The organism is Serratia sp. LACPHL-BACT-2024-00286 (assembly GCF_043109535.1).
GTDB lineage: Bacteria > Pseudomonadota > Gammaproteobacteria > Enterobacterales > Enterobacteriaceae > Serratia > Serratia sarumanii.
Genome location: NZ_JBICNA010000008.1, coordinates 152,200 through 171,300, shown reverse-complemented (window position 1 = coordinate 171,300; position 19,101 = coordinate 152,200). Strand labels below are relative to the sequence as shown.

General features: G+C 62.8%; 15 protein-coding genes. 2 read left to right on the top strand and 13 right to left on the bottom strand.

The annotated features are described in order from the left end of the window. Positions 1-84: 84 nt before the first annotated feature. The 8 genes from ACF8MC_RS21910 to ACF8MC_RS21875 all read right to left on the bottom strand — a co-directional run bounded on the left by ACF8MC_RS21910 (position 85) and on the right by ACF8MC_RS21875 (position 8,052). Positions 85-1,071: an autoinducer 2 ABC transporter substrate-binding protein gene (locus tag ACF8MC_RS21910; protein WP_033649381.1), complete on the bottom strand. Its 987-nt coding sequence runs from the start codon at positions 1,069-1,071 to the stop codon at positions 85-87. A gap of 329 nt (positions 1,072-1,400) precedes the next feature. Continuing rightward, positions 1,401-2,744: an NADP-specific glutamate dehydrogenase gene (gene gdhA / locus ACF8MC_RS21905; RefSeq protein ID WP_033649380.1), complete on the bottom strand. Its 1,344-nt coding sequence runs from the start codon at positions 2,742-2,744 to the stop codon at positions 1,401-1,403. A gap of 200 nt (positions 2,745-2,944) precedes the next feature. After that, on the bottom strand, positions 2,945-3,382 hold the full coding sequence (gene uspA, locus ACF8MC_RS21900) for a universal stress protein UspA (RefSeq protein ID WP_004930988.1): 438 nt from the start codon (positions 3,380-3,382) through the stop codon (positions 2,945-2,947). A gap of 266 nt (positions 3,383-3,648) precedes the next feature. Further along, positions 3,649-4,557 (bottom strand): LysR family transcriptional regulator, encoded by a 909-nt coding sequence (locus ACF8MC_RS21895; RefSeq protein ID WP_164105603.1) that lies wholly within the window; start codon positions 4,555-4,557, stop codon positions 3,649-3,651. 51 nt (positions 4,558-4,608) lie between these two features. Next, positions 4,609-5,190, bottom strand: a complete 582-nt coding sequence (locus tag ACF8MC_RS21890; RefSeq protein WP_049195636.1) for a DUF924 family protein — start codon at positions 5,188-5,190, stop codon at positions 4,609-4,611. Between the two features lie 5 nt (positions 5,191-5,195). Next, positions 5,196-6,950, bottom strand: a complete 1,755-nt coding sequence (locus tag ACF8MC_RS21885) for a monovalent cation:proton antiporter-2 (CPA2) family protein (protein ID WP_060443817.1) — start codon at positions 6,948-6,950, stop codon at positions 5,196-5,198. Next, entirely contained in the window at positions 6,943-7,212 is a 270-nt protein-coding gene (locus ACF8MC_RS21880) for a hypothetical protein (protein WP_033636375.1), read from the bottom strand. Before ACF8MC_RS21880 ends, ACF8MC_RS21885 begins: the two co-directional genes overlap by 8 nt. Positions 7,213-7,278: 66 nt before the next feature. Further along, a complete protein-coding gene (locus ACF8MC_RS21875) occupies positions 7,279-8,052 on the bottom strand; it encodes an SDR family oxidoreductase (RefSeq protein WP_033636374.1) in 774 nt (257 codons plus the stop codon). A gap of 432 nt (positions 8,053-8,484) precedes the next feature. On the opposite strand from ACF8MC_RS21875, the gene uspB reads away from it, so the two are divergent. Continuing rightward, a complete protein-coding gene (uspB, locus tag ACF8MC_RS21870) occupies positions 8,485-8,820 on the top strand; it encodes a universal stress protein UspB (protein WP_016930435.1) in 336 nt (111 codons plus the stop codon). Between the two features lie 73 nt (positions 8,821-8,893). Here uspB and pitA read toward each other — a convergent pair whose 3' ends face one another. Then, complete coding sequence (pitA, locus tag ACF8MC_RS21865; protein WP_033636373.1) at positions 8,894-10,396, bottom strand: inorganic phosphate transporter PitA; 1,503 nt, start codon at positions 10,394-10,396, stop codon at positions 8,894-8,896. Between the two features lie 300 nt (positions 10,397-10,696). Between pitA and ACF8MC_RS21860 the strand changes: the two genes are divergently transcribed. After that, on the top strand, positions 10,697-11,896 hold the full coding sequence (locus tag ACF8MC_RS21860; protein WP_047570131.1) for an NAD(P)/FAD-dependent oxidoreductase: 1,200 nt from the start codon (positions 10,697-10,699) through the stop codon (positions 11,894-11,896). 77 nt (positions 11,897-11,973) lie between these two features. Here the strand turns inward: ACF8MC_RS21860 and ACF8MC_RS21855 are convergent, their stop codons facing one another. The 4 genes from ACF8MC_RS21855 to ACF8MC_RS21840 form a co-directional block, all read right to left on the bottom strand. After that, positions 11,974-12,387 carry a VOC family protein gene (locus ACF8MC_RS21855; protein ID WP_060706893.1) on the bottom strand — a complete coding sequence of 138 codons (414 nt, stop codon included), beginning with the start codon at positions 12,385-12,387 and terminating at the stop codon, positions 11,974-11,976. Between the two features lie 94 nt (positions 12,388-12,481). Continuing rightward, positions 12,482-14,662 (bottom strand): virulence factor SrfC family protein, encoded by a 2,181-nt coding sequence (locus ACF8MC_RS21850; protein ID WP_164105601.1) that lies wholly within the window; start codon positions 14,660-14,662, stop codon positions 12,482-12,484. Next, a complete protein-coding gene (locus tag ACF8MC_RS21845) occupies positions 14,659-17,604 on the bottom strand; it encodes a virulence factor SrfB (RefSeq protein WP_204350897.1) in 2,946 nt (981 codons plus the stop codon). The genes ACF8MC_RS21850 and ACF8MC_RS21845 overlap by 4 nt, the downstream gene beginning before the upstream one ends. Further along, positions 17,604-18,842, bottom strand: a complete 1,239-nt coding sequence (locus ACF8MC_RS21840; RefSeq protein WP_164105597.1) for an SrfA family protein — start codon at positions 18,840-18,842, stop codon at positions 17,604-17,606. Before ACF8MC_RS21840 ends, ACF8MC_RS21845 begins: the two co-directional genes overlap by 1 nt. Positions 18,843-19,101: the final 259 nt, after the last annotated feature.

Here is a 19,101-nt window from a genome sequence, read left to right as displayed (position 1 = left end):
TAGCGGCCGAAGCCCTGGGCGCAGCAAGCTGCGCCCCTACGAGGGTTTAACTACTTTCCCGGTGTAGCGAAATTACGCGAAAAATCAGAATCCAAGCGATTGGGCGTTGTCTTTGGTGACTTCCAAAATCTTGTTAAACCGAATCACTTTGTGTTCCATGTCGACGTCGGCCTTGCCGAGGCCCTCGATCGCCAGATCCTTGTTCACTTCCTTGCCCTGCAGCAGCTGGTCGGCCACCGTCACCAGCGCATAGCCGGCGTCTTTCGGATCCCACAGCAGCGCTTTTTTGATGTCGCCGCGCATCAGGTAAGGGGCGGCCTGCGCCGGCATGGCGATGCCCACCACCGCGATTTTGTCCTTGGCGCGTTTCTTGGCCACCGCCTGGCCGGCGCCGATCGGGCCGAGCGAGCCGAAGCCGATGATGCCCTTCATCTGCGGATAGGTTTTCATCAGATCCAGCGTGGTGGCGTAGGATTTGTCGATGCTTTCCGCCACCGGCAGGCGCGAGGTGACTTCAAACATGTCCGGGTATTTTTCTTTCTGGTATTTGATGGCGGAATCGGCCCAGGCGTTGTGCAACGGCACGGTCAGCGAGCCGACGTAGATCGCGTAGCCGCCTTTGCCGCCCATGTCTTTCGCCAGCTCATCGACGTTGGCCTGCGCGTATTTCTCGCTGTCGATGGTCTCGATGTCCCACTGGCCGATCTGCTGGTCCGGGGATTCATGGGTCAGCACCACGATGCCTTTGTCGCGCGCTTTTTTCAGCACCGGCTCCAGCACCTTGGCGTCGTTCGGCACCACGATGATGGCGTTGACGTTCTTGGCGATCAGATCCTCAATCACCTTGACCTGCGCGGCCGGATCCGGGGTAGAAGGGCCGGTCTGGTAGGCGTTGACGTCGAGTTTTTTCGCCGCTTCGTTGACGCCCACTTCCATGCGGTTGAACCACGGAATGCCGGTTACTTTGGCGACCACGGCAATCTCATATTTATCAGCGGCGAACACAGGTGTTGTCGATAACATGCACGCAGAAACCACACATGCATTTAATAATGCGAGGTTAAATTTCATTAGCTGTACCTTTTTTTATCTGTAGGGGTGGCGGTTTTTCCACCGCTGCAGATTACAAAGGAATGGAAGAGGGGGCGTAGCTGAAGTTAACGAAATGTGATCTGCGCACAGTTAAGTAAAATAATGGCGTATTTAGTGTTAAATAAATGTTTAGTTATTTGGTGGTGGTAAATTTACTACCGATTAAGAAGCAATAAATAACCATGCATTAACTTTTATTTAACAAATTAGTATCATTTGGATGGCGAGAAAGCATAAAAAAATGCCGGCGCAGAGGCCGGCATTGAAGCATTTAATCGATGTGTGAACAAGATCACCTTTAAGGCGGATTACAGCACGCCCTGCGCCAGCATGGCGTCCGCGACCTTGACGAAACCGGCGATATTTGCGCCGTGCACGTAGTGGGTTTGCTTGCCTTCGCCGCCGTATTCCACGCAGGCGTGGTGAATATCGGCCATGATATGTTGTAAACGTACATCCACTTTCTCTGCCCGCCAGCCGATGCGCGCGGCGTTTTGCGCCATCTCCAGCCCCGAGGTGGCCACGCCGCCGGCGTTGGCCGCCTTGCCCGGCGCGAACAGCACGCCGGCGTCGAGGAAGGCGTCGGTGGCCTGGATGGTGGTCGGCATGTTGGCGCCTTCCGCTACCGCCTTCACCCCGTTGCGGATCAGCGTCTGCGCCGCCTCGAGATCCAGTTCGTTCTGCGTGGCGCACGGCAGGGCGATATCCACCGGCACGTTCCACGGCTGCTGGCCGGCCAGATAGGTCAGGCCGCGTTCGCGGGCATAGTCCGCCACCCGGCCGTAGCGTTGGTTTTTGATCTCCGCCAGGTGCGCCAGCTTCTCGGTGGTGAAGCCGTCCTCGTCCACCAGGGTGCCGCCGGAATCCGACACGGTGATCACGCGCGCGTCCAGCTCCAGCGCTTTCTCGATGGTGTACTGCGCCACATTGCCGGAGCCGGACACCGCCACCCGCATGCCTTCAAAGCCCAGGCCGTGGCGCTGCAGCATGGCGTCGGTGAAGTACACCAGGCCGTAGCCGGTCGCCTCGGGGCGGATCAGGCTGCCGCCGAAGGAGAGACCCTTGCCGGTAAACACGCAGGCGGTGTTGTTGGACAGTTTCTTCATCATGCCGGCCATAAAGCCGACTTCACGGCCGCCGACGCCGATGTCGCCGGCCGGCACGTCGGTGTCCGGCCCCAGGTGGCGATACAGCTCGGTCATCAGCGCCTGGCAGAAGCGCATGATCTCGCCCTGGCTTTTGCCCTTGGGATCGAAATCGGAGCCGCCTTTGCCGCCGCCCATCGGCAGGGTGGTCAACGCGTTCTTGAAGGTCTGCTCAAAACCGAGGAACTTCAGGATCGACAGGTTTACCGACGGATGGAAGCGCATGCCGCCCTTGTAGGGGCCGATGGCCGAGTTGAACTGCACGCGGAAGGCGCGGTTGACCTGCACCTGGCCGCGATCGTCCACCCAGCTGACGCGGAACTGAATGACGCGCTCGGGCTCCACCAGGCGCTCCAGCAGGGCCTGTTCGCGATAGCGCGGGTTGCGTTCGATAAACGGCCACAGCGAGGTGAAGACTTCGCGCACCGCCTGCAGATATTCCGGCTGGTGGGGGTTATGGCGCTGTAACGAGGACAGGAAAGACTCTACCGATACGGCATATTCCATGGATAACTCCTTTTAGCATTAAGTTTTCCCCCGCTATTTCTTATAGATATGGGTATAGGCGATGCCCGGGGGAGGATGTTGTGTCTTTAGCGACTATATCATCGGAGGGCGGTTGATTATCAAGCGATTAATCGGCGTAGCGGCATGAAAAACGCCCGCAGGGCGCGGGCGTTGGGCAGTTAAGTTAGCGAGTGCTTACTTTATTCATCTTCTTCATCACGCAGCGGCACGATCAGCATATCGATGTGCACGGTATTGATCAGCTGGCGAGCGGAAGACATCAGCTTGCTCCAGAAATCCTGGTGGTGGCCGCACAGTACCAGATCCATGTCATATTTCTTGATGGCATCGACCAATACCTGCGCCAGATCGCCGCTGCCGCTCAGGGTCTCGGTGATCGGGTAGCCGGCGTTTTGCGACAGCTCGGTCAGCGCCTGATGGGTTTCCTCGGAGATGCGTTTTTGCATGTCGCCGAGATTGACGTCGATCAGGCCGGTATAGAGGTCGGAATAGTTGACATCGACGTGGATCAGAGAAACTTTAGCGTTGTACGGCCGCGCCATCGAGACGGCTTTTTCTACCAGGATCTTGCTTTCCGGGGATAGGTCCACCGCGATCAGTATGTGTTTGTAAGCCATAAGAATACTCCTTCCATAAACATGCCGATTAAAAGGGTTAGCAGGCGTTCCGTTTACCCGCCTTGCGCTTTTGGTTCCATAGTATCATTCGGATAACGCAATGATATGTTGGGGCGATCACACTGCGCCGCATCGAAAATCTCTCCGCCCGATACCTTTCGTTGTACACCCGCGCGGCGTAAAAGCCTATTGATTATGCGGATGCTGCCGGTCTGACCGCTTGAATTATAAGCGTTATTAAACAAAGTATAGCGCTAAATGCGCAATCAGCGCTCCAGATGCGGCTGCAGCAGGCTTTCAAACCATTCGTGAAACACCGCCAGGCGGCGTGAGCGCTGGCGACGATGGGGATAGATCAGGGCGATCGGCATGGAGGCGGCGCGGTAAGCGGACAGGACTTCCACCAGTTCACCGGCGTCGAGCAGGTGTTGCACGTCGTAGCGCGGGATTTGCATCAGCCCCAGCCCGGCGCGGCAGCAGGCGATATAGCTCTCGGCGTTGTTGACCACCACCCGGCTGGGCAGTTCGAGCCGCTGGGTATGGCCGTCGTCGGTCAGGTATTCCCAGGGGGATTCGCGGCCGGTTTTGGGCGAGGCGTAACCGATGCTCCTGTGCCCCTCGGCAAGATCGGCGGGCTGAAGCGGATGGCCGAATTCGCTCAGGTAGGCGGGGCTGGCGCAGTTGATCAGCGCGATATGGCCGAGCGGGCGCATCACCAGGCTGCTGTCGTGCAGATCGCCGACGCGCACCGCGCAGTCGACCCCTTCCTGCACCAGATCGATGGCGCGATCGGCGGAGCCGAGCACCAGCTGCAGGTGGGGATGGCGCCGCAGCAGGCTGGGCAGCGCCGGCGCGATCAGCCGGCGGGCGATGCGGCTCGGCACGTCGACGCTGAGCCGCCCGGAGGCCTGGCGCTGGCTGGCCTGAAACGACTGATCGATATCCTCCACCTCGGCCAGCAGCGGGCGCAGCCGCTCGAGCAGCTGTTCGCCGTCGGCGGTCAGCCGCACCTGCCGCGTGGTGCGGTGCAGCAGGCGCACGCCCAGCTGCGTTTCCAGCTGTTGCACGGCGGCGGACACCGAGGCGCGCGGCACCTCCAGCACATGGGCTGCGCGGATAAAGCTGCCCATCTCCGCCACCTGCACGAATACGCGGTATTGATTGAATCTGTCCATCGATGCGCCCGTTATTGTCCTTATTATTGCCGCTTAAAGCATTCTGCGGCGTTATCCGGCAAACCCTCCTTGCTCCAGGAAGGCTTGCTCCTGCGTGGTAGTATCGCGCAACAGCAGCTGATTGCGATGTGGGAAACGACCGAAACGGCGGATGATATCGCGGTGTCCCTCGGCGTGCGCGCGTTCAGCCGGCCCCAGTTGAGCGTTTAGCGCCACGGAAAGATCCTGATCGGCGAGATTTTCCGAGTGGGCGAACGGCAGGCAAAAAAACAGGCGCAGCGAAGGCTCGACGGCCTGCATGTAGTTCGCCGCAATGGCGATGCGGGCGAAGCGGCGCGCCAGCGGATCGGTGGCGTACATGTGGGCGGTGTTGCGAAAAGCGTTGCGCGGAAATTGGTCGAGCAGGATCATCAGCGCCAGCGCGCTTTCCGGCGTCTTAAGCCAGTCGTCGCGTTCACGCCGGGCCGCCGCCAGATGCAGGCCCAAAAAGCGCGCGCGAAAGCGTTGGTCGAAGCGCGGATCCTGCCGGAACCATTGCTCTGCGCCGGCGTCTCGCCAAAACCGCACCACCTCATCGGCCGTTTGATTATCGGCCGCGAGCGCATCGCTGCGCCGGCGGAAAAGGGTCGGCATGCCCGTCATTCCTTCTTCGCCTTGGTCGGCGCATTGCCCAAAATCATCGATGTACCGGCGTAAATGCCGCCGGACACCTCCATCGCCAACCGTTCGGCATCCTTGCGCCGCAGCTCGGCCATCAAATCCGCCGCGGTTTCCGGATCGGAGCCCAACGCCAACATAGCTTCATGCCCGAAAGACATGGCGGACTCTAAGGTGACGCGAATTTGGTAATCCACATTGGCCTTGATCAGCGCGATGGCATGTTCGCGGTCATGAGCGCGAGCCAGCACGCGGGCCTGCGGGAAGTGGGTTTTGGCGTGTTCGACAATCTGCGTGGCGGCTTGCGGATCGTCAATGCAGACCAAGATGGCGCGGGCGTGGCCGGCGCCCGCCGCATGCAGCACATCCATGCGCGCACCGTCGCCATAGTAAACTTTGAAGCCGAAGTCTTGCGCGTCGCGGGCAACCTGGGGTTCGCGGTCGATAATGGCGATATCGGCGCCCATCGCCAAAACGTGCTGGCTGACGATCTGACCAAAACGGCCGAACCCGACGATCAGCACGCTGTTGGTCAAGCCGGTGGGCTGTTCCGTGCCGTCCAACGAGGCGTCGGACGAGGCGCGCAGGCGTTGGTGGATCAACACCGCCAGCGGTGTCAAAGCCATCGACAGCACCACGACGGCGGTCATGTTGGCGTTGGCTTCCGCAGGCAGCACCTGATTGGCCAGCGCAGCGGCGAACAGCACAAACGCAAATTCTCCCCCTTGCGCCATGAGTACGGCGCGGTCGAGAGCATCACCGTGCGAGCTTTTCGTCAACCGGGCCACGCAGTAAATACACAGGCCTTTGATGAACATCATCGCCAGCACGCCGCTGACGATCAGCGGCCAGTTGCGCGCCACCACGGCCAGATCGAGAGACATGCCGACGCCGAGGAAGAACAGCCCCAAAAGCAGACCGCGAAAGGGCTCGATGTCGGCTTCGAGCTGATGGCGGAACGTCGATTCCGACAGCAGCACGCCGGCCAAAAAGGCGCCCATGGCCATGGAGAGGCCACCCAGCTGCATCAGCAAAGCGGCGCCGAGCACCACCAGCAGCGCGGCTGCGGTCATCACTTCGCGCGCTTTGGCGTGCGCCAGAATGCGAAACAGCGGGTTCAGCAGCCAGATGCCGGCCGCCACCAGCGCGGCCAGCGCACCGGCGGCGATGGCGATGCCGCCCCAGGCGGAACCGGATACCGGCGTCGATGAACCGGCCGGCGCGATGAACGCCACCAGCGCCAGCAGCGGGACAATCATCAGATCTTCAAACAGCAATACGGCGACGATTTTCTGACCGCGCGGGCTGGCGATGTCGCCGCGCTCGCCCAACAGTTGCATGACGATGGCGGTAGACGTCAGCACGAATCCCATGCCGCAGATGAAGGAGATGGCCAATGAAAAGCCGAAGGCCATGCCGATGGCGGTGAGCAGCAGCCCGCAGCTCAATACCTGCAGGCTGCCCAGGCCGAAAATATCGCGCCGCATGTTCCACAGATGAGAAGGCCGCATCTCCAGGCCGATGACGAAGAGAAACATCACCACCCCAAGTTCAGCGATGTGCAGGATGGTCTGCGCATCGTTGAACAAACCAAAGCCGAACGGCCCAATCGCCAAACCGGCGGCCAGATAACCCAGCACCGAGCCCAGCCCCAAGCGCTTGAACAGCGGCACGGCCACCACGGCGGCGCCCAGTAGCGTCACCACGTTGAGCAGGTCGCCGGCGCTTTCAGACATGGGCGAGGCGCCAGAATACGAACGCGGCGATGGCGGCGGGGATCGCGAACACCAGCAGCAGGATCGGCAACTCCGCCCGCAGGCTGTAGCCCGCGTGGGCGACGCCCACCCACATATTGACCGCCGCGATCAGCAACCAGGCCGGGACGAAAATTTTTGCCGCCAGCGCCATGCCCGCCGCGCTGGCGCCCCAGAGCCAGCCGAACAGCACAAACAAACCCAGGAGAACCACGCCTCCGCCAATGACCATCAGCATGTGCATTGCAATATCCTCTACGCTGCGCCTCCTGGCGGGGGCGGACGCCAGACGCGCGCCCCCCATGCGGCGTTACTTGGTAGTATAGCCGCCGTTGATCAGGATGGTTTGGCCGGTAACCCACCAGCCGTCGCTGACCAGGTGGCGGATAAACGGCACCACGTCTTCGATATCGGTGAGGCCGGTTTTGCTGAACGGCGACAGCGCCGCCGCGCTTTGGTGATACGCCACCGCATCGGCGCCTTCGGCCGGATAGAAGAACGGGGTGTCCATCGGGCCGGGGCCGACCGCCGTCACGGAGATACCGCGTTCGCCGAACTCCTTGGCGGCGGCGCGGGTGAAGTGCTCCACCGGCGCCTTGGTGCCGGCGTAAGCGGCATAGAACGGCGTGAAGGCGCCGAGCAGCGAGGTGACCAGCGTGCAGATTTTACCGTTGTCGTTGAGGTGTTTGCCCGCCTCTTTCAGGAAGAAGAACGCGGTTTTGGCGTTGACCGCGGTCATCTCGTCGTACTCGGCTTCGCTGATGTCGACCATCGGCTTTTTCAGCACTTTGCCGACGGTATTGATGGCGATATCCGGCTTGCCGACGGCGGCGACCGCATCGGCGAACAGCTTCTCGACCGCGCCCGCGGTGGTCAAATCGGCCTGCAGCGCGACGCCTTGCGCCCCGGCGGCCTGGATGGCGGCGACGGTCTTATCCGCTTCGGCTTTGGAGGCGGCGCTGTTGTAGTGGATCACTACCGCTTTGGCGCCTTGTTCAGCCAAATCGCGCGCGATCAGCCCGCCGAGATTCTTGGCGCCGCCGGCGATCAGGACGGTTTTTCCCTTGATTGAATGGTTTGCCATAACAGTTTCCTTGGATGAGCGTAACGGAAACCTGAGTCTAGCCAGCGTGGGGGGAAAGATCAGCGGCGTGGGGCGGGATAGACTATCCAGGAAAAACGACTAATTGCAGACGAACGGTTATCACTTATAACGCCCCCGCGGGGGCGTTTCGGCGCGTGGCGGTAAATTTTATCCACTGATCAGGCCAGTTTGCGTTTCATTAACCTACAATGATGAATATGGGCCTCACCATTTCCCCTCTGAGTGGAATCACGCCGTGCAAATCTCTCTGTGCGGTGCGGTAACGTCTCTGGAGGCGGTGGGTTATGGGCATGGCCCGTGCAGGCAAAAAAGGGGATGAGAGCGGTAAGCTCCAGCAGAGTATCGGGTAATGAGGTAGGGCGGTTGGACCCGGCGGATGGCCGCGGATAACAACGCCTTGAGGGGGTAATCATGATCAGTACCGTCGCGCTGTTTTGGGCCTTATGTGTGGTGTGTGTGGTTAACATGGTGCGGTATTACTCTTCTCTGCGCGCGCTGCTGGTGGTATTGCGCGGCTGTGACCCGTTGCTGTACCAATACGTCGATGGCGGCGGTTTCTTCACCGCCCACGGGCAACCCAGCAAGCAGCTGAGGCTGGTGCGCTATATCTTCGCGCAGCGCTATGTCGAGCACCACGATCCGGAGTTTATTCGCCGCTGCGAGCGGGTGCGCGGGCAGTTTATGCTGACCTCGGCCCTGTGCGGCCTGGTGGTCATCAGCCTGATAGCGCTGATGATCTGGTATTAATGCCTTTCTGTTTCCCTTGATGCAGGCAAAAAAAAGGCGGCCCTGCGGCCGCCTTCCTCATGATGCTTATCGCTTAGATCAGCTTCAACGCAACCCAATACAGCGCACCGGAAAGCAGAATCGAGATTGGCAGGGTCAGTACCCAGGCCAACAGGATGTTCTTCACGGTTTTGCTCTGCACGCCGCCGCCGTCCACGATCATCGTCCCGGCAACCGCCGAAGAGAGGACGTGGGTGGTGGAGACCGGCATGCCGGTATAACTCGCCACGCCGATAGACAGCGCCGCGGTCATCTGGGCCGATACGCCCTGGGCGTAGGTCATGCCTTTCTTGCCGATCTTCTCGCCGATGGTGGTGGCCACGCGTTTCCAGCCCACCATGGTGCCGAGCGACAGCGCCAGCGCGACGGCGACGATGATCCACATCGGCGCGTACTCGACGGTCTGCAGCAGATCCTGACGCAGGTTCTTCAGGAAGCGCTGGTCGGCGGATGAGGTTTCCGGCAGCTTGGCGACTTTATCCGCCGTGTCGGTCACGCACATCAGCAGGCGGCGCAGGTGGCTGCGCTGCTCAACCGTCAGCTGATCGTAGCTTTGCAGGTTGGTCAGCATGCCCTGAGCCAGCTCGATCGCCGGCATGGCGCGCGAACTGTCGCAGTGGAACTCGGCCGGCTTGTTCGGCGCAGCTTCGTCATCCGGGCTTGGCACCAGCGGCGTCAACGACACCGCATGCGACAGCGCGTCGCCGTGCTGCTGGTAATATTGCTGCAGGTGGGTCACGGCGTCACGCGTACGGGTGATGTCATAACCGGTTGCATTCATATTGACCACGAAGCCGGCCGGCGCAACGCCGATCAGCACCAGCATGATGAGGCCGATGCCTTTCTGGCCGTCGTTGGCGCCGTGCGAGAAGCTGACGCCAATCGCTGACAGGATCAGCGCGATACGGGTCCAGAACGGCGGCTTGCGTTTGCCGTCGACCTTTTCACGTTCCGCTGGGGTCATGTGGATACGCTGGCGTTTCTTGGTGCCACTCCAATAGCGGCGCAAGGCGAACACCATCACTCCCGCCACCATCATGCCGACCAGCGGCGAGAACAGCAGAGAAAGGAAAATACCAATCATTTTCGGGACGTTAAGCGCATCCACCACCGAAGTGTGGGTCATCAGGGCGTTGGTTAAACCGACACCGATGATTGCGCCTATCAGCGTATGGGAACTGGAGGCCGGCAGACCGAAATACCAGGTGCCGAGGTTCCAGATGATTGCCGCCAACAGCATGGAGAAGACCATGGCTAATCCGTGTGCTGAACTGACGTTCAACAACAGATCGGTAGGCAGCAAGTGGACGATGGCGTAAGCAACACTCAAACCGCCGAGCATTACGCCAAGAAAGTTGAACAAACCTGCCATCACGACCGCAAGTTGCGAGCGCATGGCGCGGGTATAAATAACTGTAGCGACCGCATTGGCCGTATCATGAAAACCGTTGATGGCTTCATAAAACAACACGAACAACAATGCGAGAATTAACATCAGGCCGGTATGGAAATCCAGGCCAGCGAACAAATGCAGCATAAGCGTTACGCCAGTTTGTGGACATGAACGCCGCGCATTATCAGTGACAACCGGGGCCGGGGAAAAGGAAAATATGACGTTTTTTTGATTTGGACATGACGAAACGATGACGCGCCTATAACAAAAATATGGAATATCAATGCGTTAATCTCCTCTGACCTCTGTAATATTTTCTTACTATGGCGTTGGCGCCGCCGGGGCTTTACAATCTGCCGCCGTGAATTTGGCGGTGACCGGCGGCGAAACGGCGTAATATGGCGCTCTTTTGTCGCGATTGTGGTTTTGATAAGTGAGGCTCAGGTGGAACAGTTTGATGTCGTAGTGATTGGGGCGGGCGCCGCCGGCATGTTTTGCGCCGCGCAGGCGGGGCAACTCGGTTGCCGCGTGTTGCTGCTCGACAACGGCAAAAAACCGGGCCGCAAGATCCTGATGTCCGGCGGCGGGCGCTGCAACTTTACCAACATGTACGCCGAACCGGCGGCCTACCTGTCGAACAACCCGCACTTTTGCAAGTCGGCGCTGGCGCGCTACACCCAGTGGGACTTCATCGATCTGATCAACCGCTACGGCATCGCCTACCATGAAAAAACGCTGGGGCAGCTGTTCTGCGACGACTCGGCGCAGCAGGTGGTGGATCTGCTGGTCAAAGAGTGCGAGCTGGGCCAGGTGACGATGCGCCTGCGCAGCGAAGTGCTGGGCGTGGAGAAAACCGAACATGGTTACGCGCTGGCGCTGAATGGTGAAAAAGTGAGTGCTCGCTCACTTGTGGTGGCCAGCGGCGGTTTGTCCATGCCGGGGCTGGGCGCTTCGCCGTTCGGTTACAAGCTGGCGGAGCAGTTCGGCCTCAGGGTGCTGCCGACGCGCGCCGGGCTGGTGCCTTTTACCCTGCATAAGCCGCTGCTGGAGCATGTGCAGACGCTGTCCGGCGTCTCGGTGCCGGCGGTGATCACCGCCGAGAACGGCGTCAGCTTCCGTGAAAGCATCCTGTTTACCCATCGCGGCCTGTCCGGCCCGGCGGTGCTGCAGCTGTCCAGCTACTGGCAACCGGGTGAGTATGTGAGCATTAACTTACTTCCTGAGCTGGATTTGGCGGCCTTCCTGGATGATCAACGCCGCCAGCACCCGAACCAAAGCCTGAAAAACACCCTGGCGCTGCAATTGCCGAAGCGGTTGGTGGAGTGCTTGCAAACCCTGGGACAACTGCCGGAGGCCACGCTGAAGCAGCTGAATGCGCCGCAGCAGGCGGCGCTGGTGGAGCTGTTGCAGAACTGGCGCGTGCAGCCGAACGGCACCGAAGGCTACCGCACGGCAGAAGTGACGCTCGGCGGCGTCGACACCAACGAACTTTCCTCCAAGACGATGGAAGCCCACAAGGCGCCGGGGCTCTATTTTATCGGCGAAGTGGTGGACGTGACCGGGTGGTTGGGCGGCTACAACTTCCAGTGGGCGTGGAGCTCGGCCTGGGCCTGCGCCCAGGCGTTGGCGGCGCAGGGGCGTTAACGTTCAGCAGCGTGAAGGGGCTAGGCCGATTTAGAAGGCTATTTTATGGTTATCCGACATCCGGAACACACCGTGATTTAATCGGCCGCCGGCCCCTTAAGCTCTATGCGATTGCCGTCCGGATCGCTGAAGTAAATCGATGGCCCGTCGCCTTCCGCGCCGTAGCGCGATTCAGCAGGGTCGACGGCGATCCCCTGCGATCGCAGATAGGCCAGCAGTTCGTCTTCGTTGAAAGGATCGATGCGCAGGCAGAGGTGATCGACATTTTGCCGGTGAGGATCGGGCGCGTCGCCGCCTTTTTTTCCAAGCTGGCCGTTCACGTCGACCAGATCAATCATGGCCGTTCCGGCGCGCAGGTGCACCAGCCCCAAATCGGGCCGCCGTTTGGCGATGTCGCAACCCAGCGTCTGGGTATAGAACCGCAGGCTTTTTTCCGCATCGCGCACGCGCAGAACCACATGATCGATAGTCTTCAGGCTGAAAGGGGGCATGATTTTCTCCCAGAATCGCTGCGTTACTCATCAGCATAATCGGCAACGCCCGATTTATCCTGTTTTCGCCCCCTATTGCTGCCAGAGCCGCCGCTTATCGCAGAGTCGCCACGATCTCTTCCAACGCCGCGCGCTGCGCCTCGCCGAGCGCGCTTTCCGTCGCCGCATTCTCCGCCAGCAGGGTTTGCAGGCCGATCAGCCAGTCATAGATATAAAACGCGGTGTTTTTGGTCGGCGTCGGCGCCAGCCGGGTTAACCGCTGCTGGCTGCTCCAGTCCACCGCCGGCTGCTGCGGCGGGGTAAAGATCGGCTGGCCGGGGTTGACGCGGCTCTCGGGGCGCGTTGCCGCATCGCGCCGCTGGAAGCCGAGCCAGGCGACGAAGTCGCCCAGTAGCGCCAGCGCCTGGCTGATTTGCCGATCTTCACTCTGTTCCGGCAGGCCCCCGGCGCACAGCGCGCGTTCCAGCTCATCATCGAGCCGCAGGCGACAGGCGGCGCCGATCAGCGCATCGACCAGCAGTTCCAGGTGCGGCTTTTCGACGCCGAGCAGCTCCAGCAACCGGCGGCTGTCCGGCAGGCTGCGCAGATGGTTGATCCAATCCGCGAATACCCGCGCGGCAAAGGATGACGCGGGGGGCTCGCCGGATGCCGGGGTTTGCGGCGCGCCGAACAGATCGATGTCGAGCCCGAACGGTACAGGCGTCGTCGTCGGGGCCGGCGCGGCGTGCTGCTGTTGCTGATAAAGCTGGCGCAACGTATCGCGCTGCGGCAACAGCCGTTCCAGCAGTTCGCCGTGGCGGCCGGCCTGCGCCTGCAGCGCGCGCAGCAGCTGTTGGCCGCGTTGCTGCGCCGCGTGCGGATCGGCGGCGGTGAGCCAGTTGCCGAGCAGGCTTTCCGTCAGCTCACGCTGCAACTCTTCGCGCTGTTCGAGCAGGCTCGCTTGCTTCTGGGCCGGGCGCGCCTGGGTGGCCAGGTAACTTACCATGCGGCGGCAATCCTGTTCATCCAGCGCCAGCAGCGTGGCCCAGCTGTCGCCGGGCTCGCCGACCTGGCGCTGTACGGCGTCGTCGGGGCGCGCTTTGCCTTCCCCGCGTTGATCGAACGGCGTGATCGCCCAGATCAGGCCGGGTTTGCGGCGCTGGCGCAGCGCCGGGGTTTCTCCCTGAGTCTGATTGACCCAGTTGGCGAGCGCCTGGCCGACGCGGGCGGCGTCCTGCGGCGTGGCGGCGGCATCGGCCACCAGCAGCAGGTTGGCGTGCAGGCCGTCTGCGCAGCGGGTCAGCAAATGGGCGCGTTTCGCCTGTTGCAGCCGCTGCGTCGGTTCCGCCTGCGGGCAGGCGCGGCTGCCGGGCAGGTCGATCAGCGCCACGTCGGCGGGCAGGCCCGCCTGCGCCGTCTGCGGCAGAACGGTGGTGACTTCGGCGGTCAGCCAGGTCAGATCGCTCAACGCGATCTTCCGTTCACCGCCGTGTTCGGCCATCACGACGATCGCGGCGTTTTCCGCTGCGGCGCTCGCGGTCAGCAGCGGTAAGGCGCGGTGCGGAGCATGAACCTGTCGGCTGCCGCCGAGGGCATGCAGCGTGTGCGCCAGCTGGCGATAATGCGCCGTCAGCGTCGTTTCCTCTCCCCACAGCGGCGCAAACAGGCGCGCGCGATCGTCGATGCTCAGCTGCGGCGCCAGCGCCACGGCCTGCGGCCAGAAATGCCTGTCCAGCGTCTGTTGCCCCTTGTCGCCGTGGCGGCGTTGGCTATCCCACAGCGCCAGCACATCGCTGTCGCTGAGGCCGTCGAGGGCGACGGCTTGGCGGTGACGCGCCAACGCTTGCAGATGGCCGGCGATCGCGCGGGCGTCCCAGTCCAGCCGGAAGCCGCCCATCGCGGCGGCATCGAGCGTGATGGCCAGCCACTGCGCTTCATCGAGCAGCGCGAGGGCGAGAGGATACTCGGTGGACGGCGTCGGCGCGGTGGCGCAGTAACGCACCGCCAGCGCGGCGTCGCCGTGCAGCCTTTCTGCGCCGGGGGCCAGCGCCGCCAGCAGGTGGGCCTTGGCGGCGGCGTTGTGGCCGTACAGGCCGATAGCGACCTGCGCAGGTTGTGCCTTCGCCAATTGCAGTGCGCGGTTATGGCAACGGCGCAGGCGCAGCGTCAGGCGATCGGCTTCCCGTTCCAAACGGGTGGACTGCCGGCGCGCGGTGTCCACCCACGCGATCGCCTGCAGAATGCCGGCGCTGAGTGCGTGGTTCGGGGCCGATTGGGCGGTAGTGATAGCTTTCATCGTGGGTAAATGCTCCCGCTGTCTATCCAGTAGTGGGTCGCGCCGGAGGCGCTGGCAGCCAGGGTATTGAGTTTCAGTTGCAGATGGTGCGCCGGGACGGGGCTGCCGTCGGCCAGCAACGCCTGCGCGATCCTGACGCTTTCCGCGCCCTGTTCGGCACTGGCGGTAATGGCCAGCCGCAGGGTGATCACCGCGTCGCCGGCCAGTTTGCGCGCCAGCTGGGCGTCATTGATGGTCAGCGTATAGAGCGGCGAGGCCGGCCAGCGTTCGTTGTCCAGTTGGCGGAAGCCCAGGCGCAGCGGGCCGCGCAGCTGGAAGCTGCCGGCGGGGTCGAGCGCGAAGTCGGCGCGATCCAGATCGATGTCGCGGTAATAGACGTTATCGTCCGCCAGCATGTTGTTGCCGTCCAGCATGCCCAGGTGGCGAATGGTGGAGTAAGGCTGGAAATCGCCGACGTTGAAGTAAAAGCTCTCCAGCCGCAGGTCGATCGCCAGCAGGCACAACATGGCGCCCACCGCGGCGGTGGATTTCGGGTTGTCGATGCGGCCGCGCTTGTTGAACGGGTACCAGCTGCGGGTGTGGTAGCCCTCGAGCGGCAGAATGCGGCTGGCGGGCAGCGGCTGCAGATGGCGCAGCAGCGCCTGCACGCCGGGGAAACGCGCCGGGCGGCCGGTCAACAGCAGCACGTCGCAGGTATACAGCGCCACCACCTCGGCCAGCAGGCGCAGGCAGCGGCCGATGCCGATGCGATCGGACAAGAAGGCGGCGTGCAGATCGGCCAGGCGGATCACCAGCGGGGTGTGCAGAATCTCGAAGGCGTCGCTGTCGGCTTCGCGCTGCACCTCGCCGTTGATAAACGCCAGCACCTGCGGCGTCGGCGGCTGCGGCAGCAAATCGCCCAGGCTGGCGGCGATTTCCGCCCGGCTGTCCAGCGGGTCGTATTCTTCATAGGCGCCGAGCAGCGCGCGCCCGGCGGGCATGAAAATCTGCAGCGCGGCCTGCTGGCGCAGGGTGGAAATCCCGTCCATACGCCCTTCGTTGCCGAACAGCCTGTCCATCAACGCCGGGGCGGCGCTTACGCCGGCGGCTTCGAACGCCTGCTGCACGGCGGGCAGGATAAACTGCTGGATGGCGTCCAGCAGGATATCGTCGCCGGCGACTTTAAAGCCCTCGCGGAACAGCAGGCGCGGGTTGATTTTGATGTTGTTGCCCACGCCGTCGTCGAGCGAATAGTGCGTGATCGCCAGATCGGTGGTGCCGCCGCCGATGTCGATGGAGGCGATGCGCAGCGTTTTGCCCGCCTGCTCATCCGGCGCCAGCGGCCGGTCGGGCCGGGCCATGGCGGCGAAAAAGGCGTCGGTGCGGCCGGCGAAGTTCACCTGGGTTTCATTGTACAGATAGACCATCTGGCCGCAGGTGGCCTCGTCCCACTCCATCTGCACCTGCGGCGCCGGGAAGCGGGCGTGCGCGCCGTCGAACGGCGCATCCTGCGGGTGCCAGTCGAGGGCCTTCCACACCAGCCCGATCGCCTCCTGCATGCGGCGGCGGAAGATCTCGCGCTCCGGTTTCGGCATCGCCGAAGGCAGCGTCAGAATGATGGCGCGCAAACGGCGCGGCGCGGCGGCGTTCGGCATGCGGCTGCGCTGGGCGATGCTGTTGATCTGCATCAGCGCCTGCGCCAGCAGCTCGCTCAGCATCAGCGTCATCACCGCGCTGCGGCTGTAATGGGCGGCGAACACCGGCAGCCGTTGCGCCGTCGGCAGGGCGGACAGCGGCACGCCTTCGTCGTTGATCAGGGTGGTCAACGGCGCGGCGGCGGCCATCGGCTCGTGCCGCTCGTTGAAGCGCCAGCCGGGCGCATAGCGCTCCTCGTCCCACAGGTAGCGGCGCGGGCTGGAAATGCCGGTAGTGCCTTCATGGCCCGTTCGCCGCTGCGCCAGCTGTGCGGCTTCGCGGCCGACGCGGGTGATGGACGGCCACTGGAAGGCGTCGTCGCGCCCGCTCTGGAACGACAGATGCGGCTTGCCGAAGCCGGCCCGAGAAAACTCCACCCGGCTCTCGAACAGTTCGTTGTAGACGCGGTGCGGTTCGGACAGCGAACGCAGCTGCAGCTCGTAGGTTTGCTTCAGGCCGTTGCTCTCCTCCGGATGATCCTCGACCAGCACGCCGCAGGTGTGGGAGTTGCCGACGTCCAGCACCAGATCGACGTCGATCGCCGGTTGCTGCAGCGTCGCCGCCACCATCTTTATCTGCGGCACCGCCAGCTGATGGCCAAGCATGTGCAACAGATTGAGGTAGTGCGCCTGATACTCGAAGGTTTTCAGCCCGGCGTTGATCTCCACTTCGGCACGCTGCTCCCGCTCGGCGGCGCGCTGGCTGAACGCCTCGCGCAGCCAGCCGTCCACCCAGGTCAGATCGAGGAACTCGCCCAGCTCGTGGTTGCGGTGCGCCAATGCGAAACGGAGATCGGTGCCGAGATCGCTTTCGCCCGGCGCCAGCGCCTCCTGGCCGGGCGCCGCAGCGCGGGTGTCGAAGGCCAGCACCACGCGCAGCAGGTTGCCGTCCTGATCCGGTTCATCCAACTGCACCACCTGCAGGCGCGCCCAGTTGTCCGGGCCCGACAAGAACAGGCCCGCCGGGGTGTGGCGCAAGCAGGGCAGCGGCAACCAGAGCTTATCCAGCAGGTGCAGCGACTGCTGCAGCGGATAGCTGAACTCCGGCCGCACCACTTCGGCGGCCTGGTCGCCCACGGCCGGCAGCTGGTATTTGCCGCTCTCGGCCTCCCATTGCAGGCGCAGCAACGGGCCGCTGGCGGTCTTGCGCACGAATTTGCCGGGAAACTCGGCGTCCAGCAGCGGCGTCAGGGCAAAGTCCAGAAACTGAATGCCGCTGTCCTGAATCAGCGTAATGCCGTGTTTGTAGTCCGTAAGGGGTGCCAGCATCATTTACTCTCGCGCTTGAACGTCATGGGATAGGTGGTGTCCGCATCGTAGCGGCCGGTGCACTCCGCCGCGCCGGTGTCGCCCTGGCGGCAGACGATCTCCGGGATCTGGTAGCGGCTGCCGTCGCTGCAGCGCGCCTTGGTGCGGCTGTTGATCACCAGATTGCCGGACTGCATCAGCCCGGCTTCGACCGCCACCCGGCAGCTGACGCCGTCGCCGTAGGCGATGACGGCGATGCCTTTACCGCCGTTCAGACGATATTGCAGGCTGGGCCGCTTGCCGGTAATCGGGTCTTTCAGCGCCACCGTGGCGCGCCATTTGCCATTAAGGAAACGGGTGGAGCCGGCCTTCACCGCCTCGGGCGGCAGCACCAGCGCATTTTTGTCCAGCGGCGGCGGGATGACCGGCGCCGGGGGCGGCGGCATCAGCGTCGCGTGCGCCAGCGGTAAGCGCAGCTTGGGCAACGGCGCGGCGGTTTTTTCCGGCGGCGCCGGATGCCGGAGCTCCGCCGGCATCGCCGGTTGCGGCGGCGGTGAGCGGTGCAGCCAGGCGGCCAGCGCCGCACTGCCCAGCAACAGTACGGGCAACAGCCAGAGAGCGTAGCGCCGGCGCGGGCGAACGACGGCAGAGGATTCGATAGGCGCTGCCGGGGCGGGCGCCGGTTCAGGCTCGGCGGCCGGGGCCGGTTTTACCGGTTCGACAACGGCCGTCTTGCGCGGTGCGGCGGCGATCGGCGCCGGTTTTTCCACTTCCGATTCGAGCGGGCGCAGGCAGGCTAGCGGATCGTCCGGGCTCTGCGCCTGCGGCTTGATAAAGCCCCAGAAGGTCAGCACCGGCCGATCGTCCACCAGGTAAACGTGGTTGGGGTCGGGCATCTGCATCGCTTTGGCCAGCAGCGCGCCGAACAGGCGATGGCTGGGGTGATCGGTCGCCTGGGCCTGTTCCGTCAGGCTGCGGAAGGTCGTCAGGCAGTGTTCCAGGTGGCGCACCGCCTGCGCGCGCTGGGCATCGCTCGCCGCCAGCCAGGAGGTGACCTTGCCGGGGAAGGGCGCATACCAGTCGATGCGGGTGCCGCTTTCGTTCGGCTGGGGGATCGCCAGACAGTCGGCGGCCTGCTGCTGCCGGCGAAGACGCAGGGTTTCCCGCAGCTGCTGCGCGCAGGCGTAGATCGGTTGCCCGTTTTCGCCTAAAGCCAGCACATCATCCAAACTGCCACTGCGTAAGAAGGGTTTCACCACGGCACCGCACCTTGTCCTGTTCTGCAAAAACGCATAAAAGTCCATGATACCCCGCAGGCAGAGCCGCCAAACGGCCAAGGACAGCCCGAAAAACGCCCTTCTTTGGCGTTAGCGGAACCGGCACAGTGAAAATCTCGCTATCCGGACCTGTCCGTGAACCGCTTTATCTGAAAAATAGAACCAGGCCCCGGCAAGTGACGCCGGGGAACGATGTTCTCTTTCACTATGACATCGCCTCGCGGGTTGCCGATTTCGGTAT